An 18,728-nucleotide genomic window follows, 5' to 3' on the forward strand; every position below is an offset into this window, starting at 1 on the left:
TTGAAAAGGCGTAACCGGCCATTGCACCCGGTTACGCCTTTTATTTATATATTCGTTGATTCTTCTGCGATTACAGAGCTTTGATCTCCAGCAGCTCGTACTTAACGATACCCATCGGCGCATCCACGTTCACCTGATCGCCTACTGCTTTGCCCATTAGCGCTTTACCAAGTGGACTTTCATAGGAGACTTTATTGTTCAATACGTCGGCTTCTGCCGGTCCTACGACCTGATATTCAAGCTTCTCCGCAAACTCGATGTCGTTCAGAACGACATTCGAACCAACATTCACCGTTTTCGAGCTCACTTGATTGGCGTCGACAATCCGGGCGTTGTTGAGTGTTTTTTCCAGGATGATGATGCGCGTTTCCATAAACGCCTGGTCGTTCTTGGCCGAATGGTACTCGCTGTTCTCCTTCAAGTCACCATAGCTGATCGCGAGCTTGATCCGTTCCGCTAACTCTTTGCGTTTTACATACTTGAGGTCATCAAGTTCTTCCTGGAGTTTATCATAGCCCTCCTGGGTCAAGATCAGTTCTTCTGCCATGTTCATCACATCCACTTTTTAATTTCTTACTTCTAGTGTACTCTTTATTTCGAAAATAAGCGAAAACTTTCTGAAAATCGATGGATGGAATAATTGGTAGTTAAAACCAGTAGCGGGCCGCTACCCGAATTGAACTCACTTGGACAGTTATATATGATGGATTATTTTGAACAAATCAGGATCGTTGTATACCCTCAAGAGAACCATAATAGCCCCTGATTTCTCCGTAAGGAGAACCAGGGGCTATGCAAGGTAGATGGAATGCTGTAGCCTATCGGCGCATGCATCCGCCTGTTATGATATTCACCGCCAATACTTTACGAACCCGCTTCGATATCAGCCTTCAACGCATCATACTGCTCCATCAGCTCGCCCATGATCGGATGCTCACCGGCAATGCCGGTATATTGGGAAGCCGTGTCACTTGCACCGATATCCCGGACGGATGCTTGCAGCTCCACACTCTCCGGATCTTCCGGAACATCGAACATCAGAGCCGCTGCCATGGATTTCGCCAAGCTCTTGTACGCAAGCCCGCTTTCGAAAGCCAGCATGGCTGGCGACACCAGGCGGTCGCCCGGGGACAGCTTCCGGATCGGGGAGCGGCCGACGCGGGACACCTCGTCGGTCAGCGCCGGATTGCGGAACCGCTCCAGGATGGTATCGATATACGTTCCATGCTCGGAAGGATTGAAGCCGTGTTTATGCACGAGCGCAGCTCCCGTCTCCTCCAGCACCGCACGGACATGACTCGCTACCGCTTCGTCCTTCATCGCGTCCTGAATGGTCTCGTAGCCCTTAAGAAAGCCTACATAAGCAGCCGAGCAATGTCCTGTATTCACCGTAAACAGCTTGCGTTCAATATACGGCTCCAGGCGATCCACATAGTGAATGCCCTCCACAGGGATATAGTCCTTAAACATCTGCGAGCGGTCCACCGCCCACTCATAGAACGGCTCCACCACGACCTTCAGACGGTCCTCATGCTGCTGCAGCGGCACAATCCGGTCTACGGCCGCATCCGGAAAAGCAACCCGCTGATCAGCCTTCTGCTTCGTCTCGTCATCAAGCTTCCCGTAGACGTGCTCTTTCAGCTGCGTGCTGCCGCCGATGGCATTCTCGCATGCAATAATATGAAGGGGTGCAGCCGACTCCGCTTGCAGTCGGAGCTTCAGCCCCTCGGCAATGGTACCGGCGATGAACTTCAGTATGTTCACGCCTACCGCTGTTGTCACGAGATCCGCTTCCGCTACTGCACGTGCAGCAGCTTCCGGCTCCGAGGCGCTATTAAGTGCCGTGATGCCTTTAACGATCGTGGTCTCCTGTCCTTCGCTGGCCAAGGTTACGGGATACTCCCCGCGCGCTTTCAGCTCCGACACCAACTCTTCGTTCACATCGATAAAACAAACCTCGTAACCGGCTTGTGACAGCAAGAGCCCTATGAAACCGCGACCGATGTTCCCTGCTCCGAAATGGACTGCTTTCATGCGCCCATTCCTCCTTCGAAGATGGCCAGAATCTCCTCTTCGCTGGAAGCGTTCATCACCTTCTCAATGCTCTCGTCGTCCGTGAAGATCATGGCCACATTCGTCAGAATCTCCATGTGGTCACCACCGGCAGCCGCGATACCAATGACAATAAACGCCGGCTCATCTCCTCCGAAATCTACGCCTTCCGGGAAACGGACGATGGACAATCCCGTCGAGATTACCATGCCTTTAGCCTCTTTGGTGCCGTGGGGAATCGCGAGTCCTCCGCCCATATAAGTGGAGGCTATCTCTTCGCGTTCCAGCATTTTATCTACATAATCTTCGGATACATGGCCTGCCTGCACAAGCAGATTCCCCGCCATGCGGATAGCTTCACTCTTGCTATCAGCCTTTGCGTTCAGTACGACTTTATCTTTGGACAGTATGTTACTCATGTTGGTCTCCTTCTTTCTATGGTCTGTGATTGAAAAAATGCTGAAGCTCTTCCGCTAAATAGGATCGGATTTCTTCCTCGCTGCCCCGCTCCATCAGCTCAATCAGCTCGGAGTGAAGCAGCATGGCGCTAATTTCACTGAGCACCTCCAAGCTCTCCTTCGGAAGCTGCTTCGGTGCCAGCATCAGCAGTATGACACCCGCCTCCGCCCCGTCCTCCAGCGGCGCTCGATGCGTCAGCCGGAACAAGGTTAGCGTCGGCCAGGTAATATGGCGGCTGCGCGTATGGAACAAGGCCAGCGTCGTATCCGGAATGAGCTGGGTGCCCATCCGTTCGCGCTCAAGCAAACGCTCCTTCACCTTCTCCGCATCACGAACAGCCCCGCGCTCAACCACCTTAGTCAAAGCTTCGCTCAAGGTGCCCTGCAAATCATCCTGCCGATTATCCAGGTGGTACACATGAAAGCCATCCAGTAGCGATACAATCTCGTTCATCAGGGCTGCCTGCATGCGCAGACGCTCGAATGATGCAACCTTACGCTCTTCCTCGATGCCCTTACTGGCAGCCATGCCCGCGGCCGGTTTCAGGGATGTGCTCTGAATAAATTGCAGCAGCGCCTCTTTATCATCCGCCGTGAGCAGCGGACTTAATCTCACATACCGATCCTTCGGCAGCGGAAGATCAATAGTCGAAATAATAAGGTCATATTGCTCCTTCGGTATCCGGGCCGCTTCATACCACGAGACGTTGCCGAGCACCTCAATCTGCGGCATCTCCTTATTCAGCCGGGTTCCGAGAAGCCTTGAGGAGCTAAGACCGCTGGAACATACCAGGATGGCCTTCAGATGATGTCCCAGCTGGTTCAGCCGTTCGCTGGAAGCACCGAAATGCATAACCAGAAACCCGATTTCTTCATCCGGGACGATCATGTCCAGCTTCATGTCATCGACCGAACGACGGACGATTCCGAACAGCTCCTCATAATCCTTCCGAATCGGGCTCAGCAAGGGATTCCGGATCCGGGTCCCTTCCCGAATCCGTTTCATGGCAGCCCCGATGTGCTCCACCAGACCGGCCCGCAGCGTGCGGTCCTCCTGGAACGGAATGCCGGTGCGCCCCTGAACCCGTTCGATAAGACGCTGGGCGATTTCCACCATCTCTACATCCGTGTGAGCCAGTTCGCTGATCTCGGACATGTCCTTCGCTGATTCGAACAAATGAGCAATATATTTCATTTCAGGATCGTGAATATCTATCTTCAAGACTTGGCCTAGACGACCCGTAAAATCCTGTGCCTCCTCCACCGACGAGGAGGATTTACCATATGCCGTAATATCCGTCGACTCTATGCTCCGGCCCTGCTTGATCCTGTTTACGGAAACCGATAACGCTATGAGCATCGCGGTATATGCACCTTCGCTAAGCCCCTCCGTCCAATCCCAGTTCATATCCCATAAACATTTCTCTACATCCAGCAGCACCGGTTTATCAATCATGGAGAGCAGACGTGCAGTCACCGGCTCGTTATGATCACGATATCCATCCCCGACAAGATCGGAGTAATCCAAATATTCCTCGACAAGCCGACAAATCGCCGACCGCCTTACGCCTTCCGAGCCTTCAATCTCGATACCATAGCCTCTGCGGCGAATTAGGGTAAGGTTAAACCGCTTCATCCATGGCTCCAGCTCATCCAGGTCATTACTGATCGTTGGCACGGTGACCTTTAAGCTATGGGCCAAAGCAAACAGTTTGACGGGCTCATTTGCCTCAAGCAGGGCGCATAGCATGAGGATTTTGCGCTCCTCCATGGAATAATCGGCCGGCTTCCCTGTAAGCAGGCGCTTCCGCAGCTGAGCCATATCCTCAGGCGTCTCCTCTTCCAGCCGGATGCCCGTTCCCGACTTTTTATGAAGCAGAACGCCCGTGCCCTGCAGTTCCTTCTCAATCTCCTCCATTTCCCGGTGAACCGTCCTGACGCTGACCCCGACCTCAGCGGCTATTTCTGCAGCCGTCATGCCCTCGTTCCTGCTCATCAGAAGCAGAAGGATTTGTCGTTGGCGGGCAGTGATGTGTCCCAGACGCATGGCCCCCTTCTTCATGAAATGAAAGACAACGCCGGCGTTGCTACGCCAGCGTGTCATATGGTTTTAGGCTTATGTTAGTCTTTGAGTCGTTCCACCAGCTCATCATATCTCGGACTCTTCAAGAAGTTGTCGATGGAGATATGCTCCGCATTCGGATTCTTCGCGATGGCCCGCTCGGTGAGTGTCTTCTGGGTAATGACGATATCCGCGTCATCCGGTATTTCACTTACCGCCGAGTTCACAACCGTAATATCGACGCCCGCCTGCTGCAATTTCTTTCTCAATACCGAAGCGCCCATCGCACTGGAGCCCATGCCGGCATCGCAAGCAAACACGATTTTGTTCACATTCTCTTTGTCCAGATTAGCTACAGCCGCCGAAGCAGGAGCGACTTGGTCGTTCATGCCGCCGGTTTTCATTTCTCTCATCTTGGCGGATGCTTCTTCCAGATTCGGCTCTTCGTCGGTCTTTTTGCCTGTTTTGAGCAGTAATGCCGCTACAGCAAAGGAGACAATCGTTGCAACAAGAACACCGGCAAGGACCGCTATCAAGCCGCCTTTAGGCGCCATGGCGAAGTAAGCAATGATGCTGCCCGGCGACGCTGGGCCCACCAAACCGGCTCCAAGAATCTGGAAGGTGAATGTTCCGGCAACGCCACCCGCGATGGCAGCCAAGATCAGAACCGGCTTCATCAGAATATACGGGAAGTAGATCTCATGAATACCGCCCAGGAAGTGAATGACAACCGCCCCCGGTGCGGAAGACTTGGCAGAGCCGCGTCCGAAGAACCAATAGGCGAGAAGAATGCCCAGTCCCGGACCCGGATTGGATTCCAGCATATACAGGACCGATTGACCGATCCGCGCCGACTCCTCTGTGGCGATCGGACTGAAGATCCCGTGGTTGATCGCATTGTTAAGGAACAATACTTTCGCAGGCTCAACGATAATGTTGACCAGCGGCAGCAGGTTCGCATTGACCAGTACGTCAACACCGGCTGACAACGCTTGGGTAATCCCTTGTACAAGCGGCCCGATTCCGGTGTATGCGACCAATGTCAGCGCGCCGCCAATGATCCCGAGCGAGAAGTTATTCACCAGCATTTCGAAGCCGGATTTGATTTTGCCTTCAATCAGCTTGTCGAACTGCTTTAATACCCATGCGGCCAGCGGACCGACTATCATCGCGCCGAGGAACATCGGAATCTCCGCCCCGACGATAACGCCGACCGTGGTAACCGCACCGATCACCGCACCGCGTTTGCCATGGATCATCTGCCCGCCCGTGTAACCGATCAAGAGCGGGAGCAGGTACTTGATCATCGGGTCAACCAGCGCTCCCAGATTCTCATTCGGGAACCAGCCGGTCGGGATGAACAGAGCTGTAATTAGACCCCAAGCAATAAACGCACCGATATTCGGCATCACCATACCGCTAAGGAGACGGCCGAGCTGCTGTACCCTTAAGCGAATGCCTTTGGAAGCGTTTGTATTTGTCTCGTTGGACATCGTATAGACCTCCTAGTCATATTTGAAAATAAAACGGAATGTAGTTGTGTCGCTTTCATCTGACATCTCTATGTTAAGTCAGCCCGGCAAAAGGCTCAACGAAAGGTAAAGCGGGTTTCGTCAAGAATATTGTTGACAACTTTTAAAAGGATCATGTCGTTTTTATGAAAATACCGCCGCACCGCGGTTTCATTCGTAGGGGAAGCCTGTCCATTGATCCTCAATATTCCCAAACTTTCAAGCCGAAGCGTCGTAATTTCACGGGTCACGAACATCTCCGTCATAAGTTCACAACAATCCTTCGGTATACTGAACCTCATAACGGATAACATCGTGAATCCGAACTTAAACGATGGAGGTTTTCCCACCAAATGAACACACAAGCAAGAAACCACATCGAACTATCGATGTTCACTATCATGCTGTTGGCTTTGCTCGGTGTGCCCCGTGTCATTGCCCACGATTTGCAATGGGTCGATCCCCACGGGTTCATCAATCGGCTGCTTGTCTTTATCCCCCCGATCGTCTGGATTCTTTATGTACTTGGTAAGCGGCATAGCGTTAAACATCCTTTTGTTCCCTTAATGGCCATCGGCACCGTCTATGGATTGCTCTTGGGCATTACCCATCAGCTCTTGTGGAATATGACATTCGAAACGCCGCCGGTTCTGGGCGGGAATCTGGCGGATCTACCCGCAGCAGCGGGCAGCTTTCTGACCAGAGCCTTCGCCTTCATCAGCAGCGTTGTGACAGGTACGGTGGTTGGCATCATCTCAGGCATTGTTGCCACGATGCTGCATCCGCTGGTGAAGGGGCGATCAAGGCGCTAGCCATGAACGGGCGATACAAAAAAAGAAACGTCGAGTATCTCTCTCGGCGCTTCTTTTGCTTCGCAACCCTTATTCTTCTATACAAAATGTGATAGCACGAACACAGCCGGCGAGTTCCAATAGATGGCCACCTCGTTGGTAGAATAGCTCTCCATCACATCGGCAAAAGATGCTGCGGGCGCCTTGCCGGCCAAGTGCTCACGCGCATAATCATCGTGGAGCCCCTTGTTCGGTCCGCCGGAGACGAGGCCCGGAACCGGCTCCTCCACGCCATCACCTTCGGAAGGACGATGATGCGGGTGCAGGATTGGCTTATCCCCAAACCCGGTCACATAACTCATCCCCATAACGTTAGCCCCGAACACATAGTGGATATGCTCGTGCACATGACGCTCATAGTCTTCAGAGCCAGACAGTCTTCCCGCCACCAGCAGGAGCATCGCATGATTCAATACCACCATATTGCTGCCCCAAATATATTGATCCGGCAGCAGCGAGATCCCATAACCGTCCCGATCACTGACAGCGGTAAGCTCATCCGCACGCTGAAGCAGACCCGCCAGCAGTTCCCGTGCCAGCGCGGGCTCCTCTTCCCGCTCCGACATCAGGTAGGCGAAGGTTCCATAGCCGCCCATGTCCGCCCAACCCAATTCGTATTTCCCGAATGAGTCCTGCCTGGCTAATGCGTGAAAAGCCTCATGGTACCGCGCCTCACCCGTTGCGCGGTATAACTCTGCAGCGGCCCAGTACCGTTCATCCGCATCCTGGCCGTCACCGTATTCACCTGTAGCGATATCTGGCGGATTGCGGAATCCCGGCATGCCGGGATGCGCCTCCAGCCATGCCCAAGCACGTTCTGCTGCCTGCAAACAGCTTGCGGCGAAGGCTTCGTCATAGAGGGAATAGATTCGCGATGACATCGCCATGACTCCGGCAAAACAACCGGTTGCCGTTGCGGAGATCGGCGACAGGTACAGCGGAGCCGTATCGTCCTCCGGCATAACGTCTCCCGCCGGAAACCGCAAGGTCGTGAGTTTATGGAACACACCTCCCGATTCCTCCTGCATGCGCAGCATCCATTCCAGCTCATACCGGCATTCATGAAGCACATCCGGCATGCGACCGTCGCTTTCCGGCAGTGGCAGCTTCTGCGCGAACGCCTCCGGGTAAAACTCGAAAGCCAGCAGCAGGTCGACTACCGCTTTGGCACCGGGAACGACATACTTGCCATAGTCGCCGGCATCATGCCATCCTCCCCAGGCATCCACCAGCCGCGATTCGTCTCCATGGACGATGGCGGGCGTAAGATGACAGGCTCCGTGTTGCCAGGGTCCGGCATGCAGCTCATCCAGTTTCGTCCCGCAGCGGAAATAATAAAACGCTTTCAACAATGCGCGGTGCGCATCCTCATACACCTCGTCAGCTATAACGAAAGGCATCGACGCTTGCCCATGCTCCGTCTCGATCCGATACGTGCCGGGCACTGCCCATGCGGTGAAATCCCCCCGGCTTACCGTCTGCCCGCTGGCCACATCCTCGATGGCGGGTGATGTATGGCCCTGCCAAACGACCTCGCCATTCAACGCATGGACGATATGAAACCGTCCACCCTGACCCGCAATGACGGCAACCTTGGCATCCTGGCTGCGATAGCCTAGCTGGTTGACCGCAATGCTGTTATGCTGTCCATGCTCATTATTCATGCTCCCCTGTTCATCCCTTTCCGATTGTCGATTCGAAACTTCCACGCTTTACAACTTCGATAACGATGGCCAATCCCCTCTCATCCGCTCTATAAAATCCAATGCAAAATGAAGCAAGCCCTTCCTGCCCATGAGGAAGAGCTTGTCTTTGTTTCATTTGAGTTCTCACAATCACGTTTAGCCATCGGCTTGCGTCTGCAAAATATAACCTTTTCCCCGGATGCTCTCAATGTCCAGAACGTCTCTCGTCTTCTTACGGACCCGATAAATCAGCGCATTCAGCTCCTCCGAGCTCACATCGGGCACATCATCCGTCCCGTAGCTTCGCTCGGGCCAAACGTAGGCCTTGAGCTGATCCTTGGATACAAACTGTCCTTTGTGGTTGATCAGCAGCTCCATGCATTTGTACTCTTTTTCCGAAAAAGCATACACATCCTCGCCGTATACCAGCTCCTGCTTGAACGGATTCAACCTAAGCCCGCCTGAAGCCTCGACTGCAGCCAGCTGTTTAATGAGCGGTGTAATGTCCATCGTCTCATCCATGCTGAGGATGGAGAAGGACAACACGATCAGATCTCCAGCGAGTACAATGGTATCTCCATGCTGGAGGGGAATTTCATCATGGGGAGCCAACCGTTCCTGATTGACGAAGGTACCATGCTTGCTGTTCAGATCCTTAATGCTGAACTTCCCGTTTCGATACAGCAGCGCTGCATGCCGCCGGGACACAAAGATATTATCAAACGCGATATCCGGATCAAAATGCTGGCCCTTGCGGCCAAGCACCGTTATGGGTTTGGTCAAAGCTATAACGTCCCCACGCTCGTAGGGATTCCCCCGCTCCACCATCAAAAAGGAGGATTTGTCCATCATGCTCCCTCCCGTTCTTATATGCTGCTCATTGTGTTTATCAGTTCACTATTATGCAATTGTTATGATCCAGCTATTGAGTATGCGCCCAAAATCACTAAGATTTATGGAAGAAGGATTTAATATAGAGAACTTAGATAGAGATAAATATAAATCTACTACTGCATATTGTATACGATTTTGGGGGATTGGATCATGCGAAAACTAAAAAGATGGAAGAAAATCATACTGTTTTTTCTCGTGTTGTTTGTATTTCTGTTCGTTAATAATACATCCCTGTTCACCAAAGACCGTGACGCCGAGCCGCTGCTGCTGGCGCATCGGGGTCTTGGCCAAACCTTCTCGATGGAAGGCATTCAAGCTGACACTTGCACTGCCTCCCGCATCTATGTGCCGGAGCATGCTTACCTGGAGAACACCATCCCGTCCATGAAAGCCGCTTTCGAAGCAGGCGCCGATATCGTCGAGCTGGATATCAAGCCAACCAAGGACGGACAGTTCGCCGTGTTCCACGACTGGACCCTGGAATGCCGCACCAACGTGGAGGGCTCGGTCAAGGATTATACCATGGAGCAGCTAAAAAACATAGACATCGGGTATGGTTACACCGCCGATCAGGGAGCGACATATCCTTTTCGGGGAAAGGGAGTCGGGCTGATTCCGTCGTTAGACGAGGTATTGGAGGCATTTCCTGACGGTTCATTCCTGATCCATATCAAAAGCACCGACCCCGAAGAGGGGAAACTCCTGGCAGAGTATCTGTCCGGACTGCCGATGAAGCGTCTCAGCCAGCTGACCGTATATGGGGATGACGAACCGATCCGAGCATTAAAATCACAGCTCCCATCCCTACGCGTCATGTCGATGGGCACGCTGAAGAGCTGTCTCGCATCCTACGCCGGAGCCGGCTGGAGCGGCTACCTCCCATCGGTCTGCCGCAACACCCAGCTGCATATCCCGGAGAAATACGCCCGTTACTTGTGGGGATGGCCGGATAAATTCCTGAACCGGATGGACAGCATCAATACACGGGTCATCCTCGTCGCCGGGGATGGCGGCTGGTCGGAAGGGTTCGACTCCTTGTCGGATTTGGAGCGACTGCCGGAAGGCTACAGCGGCGGCATTTGGACGAATCGGGTCGACGTTATCGCCCCGGAGCTGACCATCAAGAAGAATGAATAATCGAAGGGAAAGCCCCTCCGCCCCGCTGCGGGGCTTTTTTTATTTTCACGGGGTGTAGGGCAAAGTTTTTGGGACGTTTTTACCGATTACTATTAATAGGGGTCTTTTAGCCTAATTTCATACTAGAATCATTGAATATATAGGAGTTGATATTTTGGCCAGGGAAACAGAGAAAAAAGGAATGGCGTGGTTTAAGAGTGCCCGCTCGAACCAGAACCAGCCCGAGAAGAACAGTACCGAACAAGAGGATATTGCTGTAACGGCAGAAGAAGAGGCGGCTTATTCCGCGGAGCCTGAACTGCCCGCTGCAGAAGGAAACAAACATCTATTCTCCAAGGATAATCAGGACAAGATCGGCCTCGATGTCATTGTTTCGATCGAGAACATGCTGAAGGAACGGCAGCTGCTGACCTATAAGAATAGAGGCCTGGAGGATCAGCTCTTTACCGCGAACGAGACGATCAACCGGTATAAGCATGAGCAGATCAAGAGAGATCAGCTGGTTCAGGAGAAGAACAAGGAAATCCGCGAACTCGAGAACGTGCTGACGAACAAACAGATGGCCTACGATCAGCTGCTGGAGGATTACAAGGAATACCAGTTAACGTCGAACCTGGCGTATGAGAAGCTCTCCAATCAGCTCGAAACCGAGACCGCCAAGTACAACAAGCTCTATGAGGAGTCTAACAACACCCAATATCAGAGCATGCTCAAGATCAACTCGCTTGAAGAGAAGGTCCGGGAGCTGGAAATTGCCAACCAGAAGTACGCGGAGCAATACCAGAACATCCTCGATGATAAAGCCAAGCTGATGCAGACCATCAATGATTTTACCGAGAAGATGTCCTTCTCCTTCTCACCGAAAACCACGGCTTCCAATACACCATCGGAATAATCTTACCCGCATGAACAGCTAGAGAAAGGGGGGCCATCATGTCAGAATCCTATGGCAGAATCATAGAGCTGCTGGCGATCGAGAGGGATACCGAAACATTCGGTCTACGAATCAAGCTATCCCTAATAGAATCGGCGGAGCCATTATGGTTAACCGATAACGAGACCATAACGAATATAGCAGCCGTGACGGAGTTCGACGGGGTTCATAAACACCGAATATCCTTACATACCGCATGGGATGCAAACAAACAGCAATACATAGGTTCCATTACGCGTACATATCGTGAACATAGTGAACGGTTTTCATTTGCCTGCTCCGTTCCGTTCAGGAGCGAATTAGAGTCAATCAAGCAGATCCGGCATGCAGATGACTTGCATACGCTGCCTTTCCTCTCCACGCATCGATCCGAAGCGGATCAGCCCGAAGAGATACCAGCCGCCGAAGGGGACCTGAAAACCAATCGTTTCGCAAGGAAACGGCGCCATCTTCCGCTTAAGCTGGTAAGCGCCATCATGATGAGCTTGATTTTTGTTGTATTATTAAGTTCATTTAATTACTCGTATCCCGGTGACATTAAGCCTTATTCTGCAGTAACGGCCACTGCGGAAGCAGAGACCGTTATCCAATTGCTTGCCGAGAACCGGAGCGCCATCATCGCGAAACCCGTGACAGCCTCAAAGGAGGAAACAGCGGAGAGCAGACCGAAGGATAACAAACCCTCTGCTTCCATTCCACAGCTGGAGCTGGAGGAGTTCATCTCGTTTAGCCTTCCCAAAGGATATGTAGCCCTTACATTTGATGATGGGCCATCCAAGCACTCTATCGATATTATGAATGTCTTAAAAAAACACGAGGTTGGCGGAACGTTCTTCTTTGTTGGCACCAATGTAAAAAAACATCCCGACTATGTCAGGTCCATCCATGCGAACGGATACTCTGTCGGCAGCCATTCCATGACTCATAGCCAGCTGACAAGCCTTACCTATGAACAGCAGCAGGCAGAGTTGACCCGCGTGTCCGACCTCATCGAGCATATTACCGACGAGAAGCTGATACTCTTCCGTCCGCCCTACGGTGCCTTTGACGATCGGACCGAGGCGTTAAGCCAACAGCAAGGCAGTAAGATGGTGCTCTGGAACCGGGATCCCGAGGATTGGCTGACCCGCGACGAGGATAAAATCCTCGAGTATGTCCAGCACATCGAAGCGTCCGGCTCCATCATCCTCCTGCATGAATCGCAGGCGGTTGTGGACGCCTTGCCGAAGATTATTAAGCACCTGCAGGATCAGGGACTCACGATCGTCGGTTTGCAATAGCGAACCTATCCTTTAAGAGAATGCCGTATCCGTTGTTCTGCAAACATCGGGTACGGCATTTTTATGGATAAACACGAACGATGGGCCTCAGAAGCTACATTTATTCGTTCGGTCTTCTTAAAGGCTTTAGGAACGCAAGCGTAGAATAGTATGTTCGAGGTGAGCCTATGACAACCCGGATTTCCCGCAAGAAGGCCATTCTTGCTCTAATCGGCATCGTTTTCATCGCCTACTAGGGAGATTTCCAGAAGAATCAGCAGCTGGCAGGGTGCTACAACCGGAAGACAAGAAAGCCTGACGCGGCATATGAGTCACCTGCCGTCTACGGACTGGCTATTATCCTGGCGTCAAAAACGAATGACCTCCCTTGGGCCCGGGAGCTGCATGATCGAATGATCCGAATTCCGAGGCCAAGATCCCGCTTATCCGGGAGGGTATGTGTTTGAGGGGAATACGCATGCTTTTGATAACCTGTTTCCTCTGCTTGCGGAGACGCTGCTAGAACCAACCGTGAAATAATCCGTTGTCGCTCCAATCTTTGATCTCTTTACAGACTCTCGATGAGCATGTACACCCCCGTAAAGATTAAAATGATATAGGTGAATATCTGGAATACTCTGGTAAAGTTCCCGCCACGATCACCTAAATGATCAAACTCAGGGAATAGATGACCGCAAACAGTATAATATCCACGCGGCACCTGCTTCCTTCACGTATTGCGGGAGACTCCTATTTGAGGCAACCCCATCCTACCCTGTTATGATCGACTTCGCCTTCTCCAACGCTGAAACAACCTTGTCACACCACACATCAAACTCTTCATCTTCCCGTTGATGCTCTGGATGGGATAGGATATAGTTCACCGTTTGCCTGATTCCTTGATCCGCCCGGGTGGTTGCCACGAATTCAGGGACAAGCCGCTTGAGCTTGGCGTTATCAAACACAACCGTATTCGCTTTGTCCCCCAACAAAGAACCTCTAAAGTCCTGCGTGCTGGTTGCATCCAAGAATTCCGAAGAAACGTGCACCGCATTCAGCTGTACGCCCAGGGCATCCGCAATAATTTGGTAGATCTGATTCCAGGTAAGCGACTCGTCGGAGGTAATATGCACCGACTCCCCGATGGCATGAATGTTGCCCATCAGACCGATGAATCCTTTTGCAAAATCGCTGTTGTGCGTCAACGTCCACAGAGACGTCCCATCCCCGTGAATAATGACCGGTTTATTCTCCAGCATCCGCTTCACGACCTGCCAGCTTCCTTGGCTGCCGTGCACGCCGAGTGGAATGGACCGCTCATCATACGTATGGCTAGGCCTTACGATGGTTACCGGGAAGCCATGCTCCCGATACTTCTTCATCAGAAAGTCTTCGCAAGCGATTTTATTTCTGGAATAGGCCCAGTATGGATTGGATAAAGGCGTGCCTTCCGTAATGCGATAATCGGATAGTGGCGTCTGATAGGCGGAAGCGGAGCTGATGAATATAAACTGCTTGGTTTTTCCGTTGAATAGACGATAATCTCTCTCCAGATGGGCCGGTTCGAATGCTATAAAGTCGGCCACAATATCAAAATCGAGAGGCTCAATAAGTTTCGCCACTTGGTCTTCGTCATGAATGTCGGCCTGCAAAATATGTGCGCCCTCGGGCAATGTGTCGTTTCGGTTCCCTCGGTTGAGCAGGTATAACTCGCATCCCTGTTCCAGCAGCTGCTTCGTAATCGCCGAGCTGATCGTTCCGGTTCCTCCAATAAACAACGCTTTCATAAACTGCACCTCCGCTAGCAATAATGAGAAGACCTGCAACTTGACCTTCTAACCTTTACGATAGCATGGGCACGGTTGCCATTACAATTTCCAAAAAGGGTTGGCCATCAGCAAGTTAGTTATTTGCACACCGCCAACGCAGCCTCCAAACGACTCCTATGTATCGAGTAAGGTTTGCGAGCCCCTTCTTTACGCAATACGCCTTCAGATACCAGCTGATTGAGTATCGGCGTTACGGTTTCTCGTATGCTGCCTGTCATGGTTGCCAGCTCCTGATGGTTAAGCTCGATCTCTAGCGGGGCCCATTCCCCTGCAGCCTTTGAATCTGGTGAGAATTTGGCCGCCAGCTTCTGCAGCAAGAATAGCAGACGTTGTCGCACGCTCCCGTAAGCCATATACTCCAGCAGTTCTTCCATCTCTTTGAGCCTGCCAGTTACGAGTTCAATGTACTTGAATGCCAGATCCGGCTGTTCGCTGATCAACCTTCGGAATTGACGGCTCTCGATTTCACAAATGACGGAGTCTTCCATCGTGACGGCAAACATGGCAGCTCCCGTATGAAAGGATGTCATTTCCCCAAACAGATGCCCCGCGCCCAAAATATCTAGCGTCAGCTCCTTCCCTCCTGCCGTCAGCTTATAGAGCCGCACCTTTCCGGATTTTACGATGTACAGTACCTTCGGCTCCATATGAGGAGAGGCCACCACGGTTCCTTTGTTACGGATTTCAAGTGGCGTCACATGGTTCAATTGCAGCAGCTCTTCTTCGCTAAGTCCATGAAACAGATCCAGTCGTGACAGATATTTAATCATCTCCATGCCATGTTTCGCCCTTTCGCTATGTATCCTGGACTACATACTCCAATGTTTTGTAGCGTGTAAACTAATCCTCGACAGGATGAGCCGCCAGAGAAAACAAAGGAGTGAGAATCACATGGAACCACTTTGGGTAATTTTATTTCAATGTGTATTGATTGGTATGTTTGCACTTTCCGCGTCGTTCAAATTTCTCCGCACCCGCTCGATGGTGCAGCACTGGAGTGAATACAGATACCCCCTCTGGGGGATGTTCGTTGTTGCCGGTCTGGAGTCAGCGGGGATTGTCTTTATGATATCAGCATTCTGGATTCCAGAGAACAAGATCTACGCTGCTTCTCTATTTGCGGTTCTAATGGTGGGAGCCATTCATGCCCATCTCATTCGAGCCAGGCATAAACCCTTCATGGCCCTGAATGCTCTGCTCATGCTTGTATTGTCGGTTACCCTTCTTCTTCGGTAGTCGCTCCGAATTAGAAAGCAGCCGTATAAGACTTTCTGTAATCTGCACCATAAAAAGAGGCTACACATGCTGTCTGCAAACAGACGTGTGCAAGCCTCTTCCTCTTTTCCCTATATGGCGATTCATTCTTTTATTTCACCCATTTATGCAGCAGTGGCCCTTCCTCTCCAAAGACAGGATCCATATCCGGAACAGGCACGCTTCGGATTTCGTTGATCGCCTGCGCCCGATCCGTTGGGTTCCGCTCCCTCATATTCGGGGTATTCCCTTCGGGATAAGCACCAATCACTTCAAAATCAGGGGTGCTGGTGAGTTTCATATGTGCAGTGCCTGCCGGCAAGACAATCACATCGCCTGTGGCAAGCTCCAGCCGTTCTCCCGCATCACCGCCCACCAGGACGGTCGCGCTTCCGGACCGCACACCCAGGACTTCGTGCGTGTTGCTGTGATAATGATGGTAATCGTATACGCCGCCTGCCCAGCTCCCGCTCCAATGATGCCGGTTAAAGGCAGCCTCCAAGCCGCTCGGGTCATCCGCGAATACTCCATTGTACACAATGACCGGCAGATCGGGATTATTGGGAACCTCTCCATCGTCTTTCACGAAAAATGATCTGACATGTACCTCCACGGTCATCCGCTCCTTTCTACTCATTGATGCACTCGTAGTACCAGTACCCGGGGCGAGCCGTTTTCAAACCGAGTTGTTCAAAAATAGGCACGATGAAGAAGGGTCAAAGCGATTTTATCGTTCTTTTTTGTATCATGTCCGAGCCGCCCAACATTGCATCCGCAATCATCAGAAAATCCTCTCGTTTGATCTCGAAATGCCCATAACGAAAGGCATACCCCCAATTTCGATTCCCTCGCGTAAAGCTAAGCTGGTCCAATAGGCAGGCTATTTTCACTTGCTGACCTGGAACATACCGGATATCCCGGCGGTAAGGGACGAATGATGCCGTCATTGGATACTCATAGACTTGATCATTCACAACCTGGCCGACTGCGGTGAATGCTTGAAGCGCCTCCCCAGACTTCATCTCGGTGCGCGGAGAATAATAGATCAGCCAATCTCCTTTGCGCATACGCCGCAGCGGAGCCGATTTACCGTGACATAGCTGGGCAAATCCCCCTTCCACCCCCAATTTCACATGCGATTCGGATACTACTCCAATCCAATAACGGGTTCGCTCTCCTAATCGTGTAACCACGTCCTGATATCCCATCATCCACGCTGCTGCTCTAAAGTCTGTTTCAATCGGTGCAGCTGCCGGAGATGATGCCGATAGTGCATTTCGATAAGCAAAAACCACTCTTGTGCATGCAATCCTCCAAACCTCGGATGGGGGACGGTATGCAGGAGTGCCTCTCCAAGCATCGGCTCGGTTTGTCTCATTCGTTGGATGACGGTATCCAGACCTTGCATCAACTGCTCTTTGGTTGCAGGCTGCTCCGGCGTATATTGAGGAGACGGCGGAACCTGAATACGGATCGGCGGGAAACTGCCCTGTTCGAATATCGCCATACCTTGTTCCGTTTTTCCCGCTGAAGAGACTGCTGCATCCTCAATCGGGTTTAAACATAACTCAATATTTCGCAGATGCATGGATAACGCGGATTGAATCAAGTGCTGATACATTTGCCCGATCGACCACTCGTCCTCTGCCTGTCTGTACTTTAATTCCTCCATGCTGAAGCCATCCAGTTCCTGCAGATAGACCTGCACCGTCTCTTCAAACCGCTGCAATGCTTCCGTTGTATTCATATCAACCACTCCCTTAAATCGTCTTTGTACCGAATATACAAAAACGCTACTGACAACGTCATGTCAGTAGCGTTTTAACATCTTTTCCGCTTCATCGCGGATCCGGTCACGGAAGGATTCCGGCTCAAGGACGACGACATTCGATCCCCAGCCGAGCACCCACTGCAGGATCTCCTCCAGCCGGCGAACGCGGAAGCTCACAAGCAATCCGTCCTCGCATTCTTCTAATGTCTCCATGTAATAGTTGCCGGATTCCTTAACTCGATCCGCAATATCGGGATTTGCCAGAACCCGCACCCGCAGGTTACGGTCATCCGGAGGTCGATAGTCTTCCAAGTCAAAATTCGGCGGCATCTCAAAACGCTCCTCAAGGACCTTCAATTCCTTCATGCGGGATAGCCTAAAATGGCGGATTCCCTGCCGCAGGTCACACCATGCGATTAGTGTCCATGCGCCTTGGAGAAACGCTAGACCATAAGGAGCTGCCGAGCGAAAACTCTTCCTGTTGCCGTTAGAATCGGGCATTTTTTTCACATATTTGAATTCGACCTTACGCTCCTGCAGGATGGCTCGGCGAACGATTTCAACATAATCCTTCTCTTCCTCTAAACTTACCCTGTTGCCGGGTGAGAGCAGCCGCATGGTCTTCCGAACCCGCGAAGCATCTGCGCGGACAGGCTCCGGCAGAATGGACTCTATCTTCTTACTCGAAGTCCGAGCCTTCAGACCATATTCCGGGTCAAAGCGTTGTTCGACGAAATCCGTTCCAATGAGCAGGGTCACAGCCTCTTCCACCGTGAACATGACAGGTGGAAGAAAATACCCCTCCATTAATGAGTATCCTTGCCCGGGAGCTCCCATCACGGGTACGCCCGATTCGCTAAGGGCCTGAATATCCCGGTAGATGGTCCGGACACTCGTCTCGAATATGGATGCCAGATCTTCAGCCCGAACAACCTTTCGCTGCTGCAGCTCAAGCACGATAGCCAGCATCCGGTCTGTCTTGTTCATGCTGCTGTACCTCCCGTTCCATATTAATGCCGGTGCTCTATTAT

At 51.8% G+C, this 18,728-nt stretch carries 18 protein-coding genes; 5 read left to right on the forward strand and 13 right to left on the reverse strand.

The features are described 5' to 3' along the window. Window positions 1–70 precede the first annotated feature (70 nt). The 5 genes from greA to AK95_RS13845 form a co-directional block, all read right to left on the reverse strand. Window positions 71–547 (reverse strand): transcription elongation factor GreA, encoded by a 477-nt coding sequence (greA, locus tag AK95_RS13825; RefSeq protein ID WP_071220557.1) that lies wholly within the window; start codon window positions 545–547, stop codon window positions 71–73. Window positions 548–864: 317 nt separating this feature from the next. After that, window positions 865–2,034, reverse strand: a complete 1,170-nt coding sequence (locus AK95_RS13830; RefSeq protein WP_071220558.1) for a mannitol-1-phosphate 5-dehydrogenase — start codon at window positions 2,032–2,034, stop codon at window positions 865–867. Continuing rightward, window positions 2,031–2,471 (reverse strand): PTS mannitol transporter subunit IIA, encoded by a 441-nt coding sequence (locus AK95_RS13835; protein WP_071220559.1) that lies wholly within the window; start codon window positions 2,469–2,471, stop codon window positions 2,031–2,033. Before AK95_RS13835 ends, AK95_RS13830 begins: the two co-directional genes overlap by 4 nt. 16 nt (window positions 2,472–2,487) lie before the next feature. Beyond that, window positions 2,488–4,557: a BglG family transcription antiterminator gene (locus tag AK95_RS13840; protein WP_071220615.1), complete on the reverse strand. Its 2,070-nt coding sequence runs from the start codon at window positions 4,555–4,557 to the stop codon at window positions 2,488–2,490. Between the two features lie 74 nt (window positions 4,558–4,631). Further along, a complete protein-coding gene (locus AK95_RS13845) occupies window positions 4,632–6,065 on the reverse strand; it encodes a PTS mannitol transporter subunit IIBC (protein ID WP_071220560.1) in 1,434 nt (477 codons plus the stop codon). A 371-nt stretch (window positions 6,066–6,436) separates the two neighbouring features. On the opposite strand from AK95_RS13845, the gene AK95_RS13855 reads away from it, so the two are divergent. Then, window positions 6,437–6,895, forward strand: coding sequence for a hypothetical protein (locus tag AK95_RS13855; RefSeq protein ID WP_071220564.1), 459 nt, complete (start codon window positions 6,437–6,439; stop codon window positions 6,893–6,895). Between the two features lie 77 nt (window positions 6,896–6,972). On the opposite strand, the gene AK95_RS13860 is transcribed toward AK95_RS13855, so the two are convergent. Next, window positions 6,973–8,598, reverse strand: a complete 1,626-nt coding sequence (locus AK95_RS13860; RefSeq protein ID WP_071220565.1) for a glycoside hydrolase family 9 protein — start codon at window positions 8,596–8,598, stop codon at window positions 6,973–6,975. Window positions 8,599–8,775: 177 nt separating this feature from the next. After that, window positions 8,776–9,471, reverse strand: coding sequence for an FHA domain-containing protein (locus AK95_RS13865; protein ID WP_235613108.1), 696 nt, complete (start codon window positions 9,469–9,471; stop codon window positions 8,776–8,778). Window positions 9,472–9,663: 192 nt separating this feature from the next. Here AK95_RS13865 and AK95_RS13870 point away from each other — a divergent pair, with 192 nt between their 5' ends. The 3 genes from AK95_RS13870 to AK95_RS13880 all read left to right on the forward strand — a co-directional run bounded on the left by AK95_RS13870 (window position 9,664) and on the right by AK95_RS13880 (window position 12,864). Continuing rightward, on the forward strand, window positions 9,664–10,650 hold the full coding sequence (locus tag AK95_RS13870) for a glycerophosphodiester phosphodiesterase family protein (protein ID WP_071220567.1): 987 nt from the start codon (window positions 9,664–9,666) through the stop codon (window positions 10,648–10,650). A 154-nt stretch (window positions 10,651–10,804) separates the two neighbouring features. Then, window positions 10,805–11,545, forward strand: coding sequence for a hypothetical protein (locus tag AK95_RS13875; protein WP_071220568.1), 741 nt, complete (start codon window positions 10,805–10,807; stop codon window positions 11,543–11,545). A 38-nt stretch (window positions 11,546–11,583) separates the two neighbouring features. Beyond that, window positions 11,584–12,864 carry a polysaccharide deacetylase family protein gene (locus AK95_RS13880; protein ID WP_071220570.1) on the forward strand — a complete coding sequence of 427 codons (1,281 nt, stop codon included), beginning with the start codon at window positions 11,584–11,586 and terminating at the stop codon, window positions 12,862–12,864. Between the two features lie 749 nt (window positions 12,865–13,613). Here the strand turns inward: AK95_RS13880 and AK95_RS13885 are convergent. After that, on the reverse strand, window positions 13,614–14,630 hold the full coding sequence (locus AK95_RS13885; RefSeq protein WP_071220571.1) for an SDR family oxidoreductase: 1,017 nt from the start codon (window positions 14,628–14,630) through the stop codon (window positions 13,614–13,616). Between the two features lie 119 nt (window positions 14,631–14,749). Continuing rightward, complete coding sequence (locus tag AK95_RS13890; RefSeq protein WP_071220572.1) at window positions 14,750–15,448, reverse strand: Crp/Fnr family transcriptional regulator; 699 nt, start codon at window positions 15,446–15,448, stop codon at window positions 14,750–14,752. A gap of 115 nt (window positions 15,449–15,563) precedes the next feature. Between AK95_RS13890 and AK95_RS13895 the strand changes: the two genes are divergently transcribed. Then, window positions 15,564–15,908, forward strand: a complete 345-nt coding sequence (locus AK95_RS13895; RefSeq protein ID WP_071220575.1) for a DoxX family protein — start codon at window positions 15,564–15,566, stop codon at window positions 15,906–15,908. A gap of 130 nt (window positions 15,909–16,038) precedes the next feature. Here the strand turns inward: AK95_RS13895 and AK95_RS13900 are convergent, their stop codons facing one another. The 4 genes from AK95_RS13900 to AK95_RS13915 all read right to left on the reverse strand — a co-directional run bounded on the left by AK95_RS13900 (window position 16,039) and on the right by AK95_RS13915 (window position 18,684). Continuing rightward, entirely contained in the window at window positions 16,039–16,539 is a 501-nt protein-coding gene (locus AK95_RS13900) for a cupin domain-containing protein (protein ID WP_083397623.1), read from the reverse strand. Between the two features lie 103 nt (window positions 16,540–16,642). Then, the gene (locus AK95_RS13905) at window positions 16,643–17,119 is read right to left on the reverse strand and encodes an EVE domain-containing protein (protein WP_235613109.1); all 477 of its coding nucleotides are present in this window, start codon (window positions 17,117–17,119) and stop codon (window positions 16,643–16,645) included. 14 nt (window positions 17,120–17,133) lie between these two features. Continuing rightward, window positions 17,134–17,673, reverse strand: coding sequence for a DinB family protein (locus AK95_RS13910; RefSeq protein WP_071220578.1), 540 nt, complete (start codon window positions 17,671–17,673; stop codon window positions 17,134–17,136). 63 nt (window positions 17,674–17,736) lie between these two features. Then, window positions 17,737–18,684 (reverse strand): helix-turn-helix transcriptional regulator, encoded by a 948-nt coding sequence (locus AK95_RS13915; protein WP_071220579.1) that lies wholly within the window; start codon window positions 18,682–18,684, stop codon window positions 17,737–17,739. Between the last annotated feature and the right edge of the window lie 44 nt (window positions 18,685–18,728).

This window comes from Paenibacillus sp. LC231, assembly GCF_001860525.1.
GTDB lineage: Bacteria > Bacillota > Bacilli > Paenibacillales > Paenibacillaceae > Paenibacillus_AQ.

Coding starts and splice junctions, on each gene's coding strand:
- greA (WP_071220557.1), bottom strand. CDS start 547: ATGGCAGAAGAACTGATCTTGACCCAGGAGGGCTATGATAAACTCCAG.
- AK95_RS13830 (WP_071220558.1), bottom strand. CDS start 2,034: ATGAAAGCAGTCCATTTCGGAGCAGGGAACATCGGTCGCGGTTTCATA.
- AK95_RS13835 (WP_071220559.1), bottom strand. CDS start 2,471: ATGAGTAACATACTGTCCAAAGATAAAGTCGTACTGAACGCAAAGGCT.
- AK95_RS13840 (WP_071220615.1), bottom strand. CDS start 4,557: ATGCGTCTGGGACACATCACTGCCCGCCAACGACAAATCCTTCTGCTT.
- AK95_RS13845 (WP_071220560.1), bottom strand. CDS start 6,065: ATGTCCAACGAGACAAATACAAACGCTTCCAAAGGCATTCGCTTAAGG.
- AK95_RS13855 (WP_071220564.1), top strand. CDS start 6,437: ATGAACACACAAGCAAGAAACCACATCGAACTATCGATGTTCACTATC.
- AK95_RS13860 (WP_071220565.1), bottom strand. CDS start 8,598: ATGAATAATGAGCATGGACAGCATAACAGCATTGCGGTCAACCAGCTA.
- AK95_RS13865 (WP_235613108.1), bottom strand. CDS start 9,471: ATGATGGACAAATCCTCCTTTTTGATGGTGGAGCGGGGGAATCCCTAC.
- AK95_RS13870 (WP_071220567.1), top strand. CDS start 9,664: ATGCGAAAACTAAAAAGATGGAAGAAAATCATACTGTTTTTTCTCGTG.
- AK95_RS13880 (WP_071220570.1), top strand. CDS start 11,584: ATGTCAGAATCCTATGGCAGAATCATAGAGCTGCTGGCGATCGAGAGG.
- AK95_RS13885 (WP_071220571.1), bottom strand. CDS start 14,630: ATGAAAGCGTTGTTTATTGGAGGAACCGGAACGATCAGCTCGGCGATT.
- AK95_RS13890 (WP_071220572.1), bottom strand. CDS start 15,448: ATGGAGATGATTAAATATCTGTCACGACTGGATCTGTTTCATGGACTT.
- AK95_RS13895 (WP_071220575.1), top strand. CDS start 15,564: ATGGAACCACTTTGGGTAATTTTATTTCAATGTGTATTGATTGGTATG.
- AK95_RS13910 (WP_071220578.1), bottom strand. CDS start 17,673: ATGAATACAACGGAAGCATTGCAGCGGTTTGAAGAGACGGTGCAGGTC.
- AK95_RS13915 (WP_071220579.1), bottom strand. CDS start 18,684: ATGAACAAGACAGACCGGATGCTGGCTATCGTGCTTGAGCTGCAGCAG.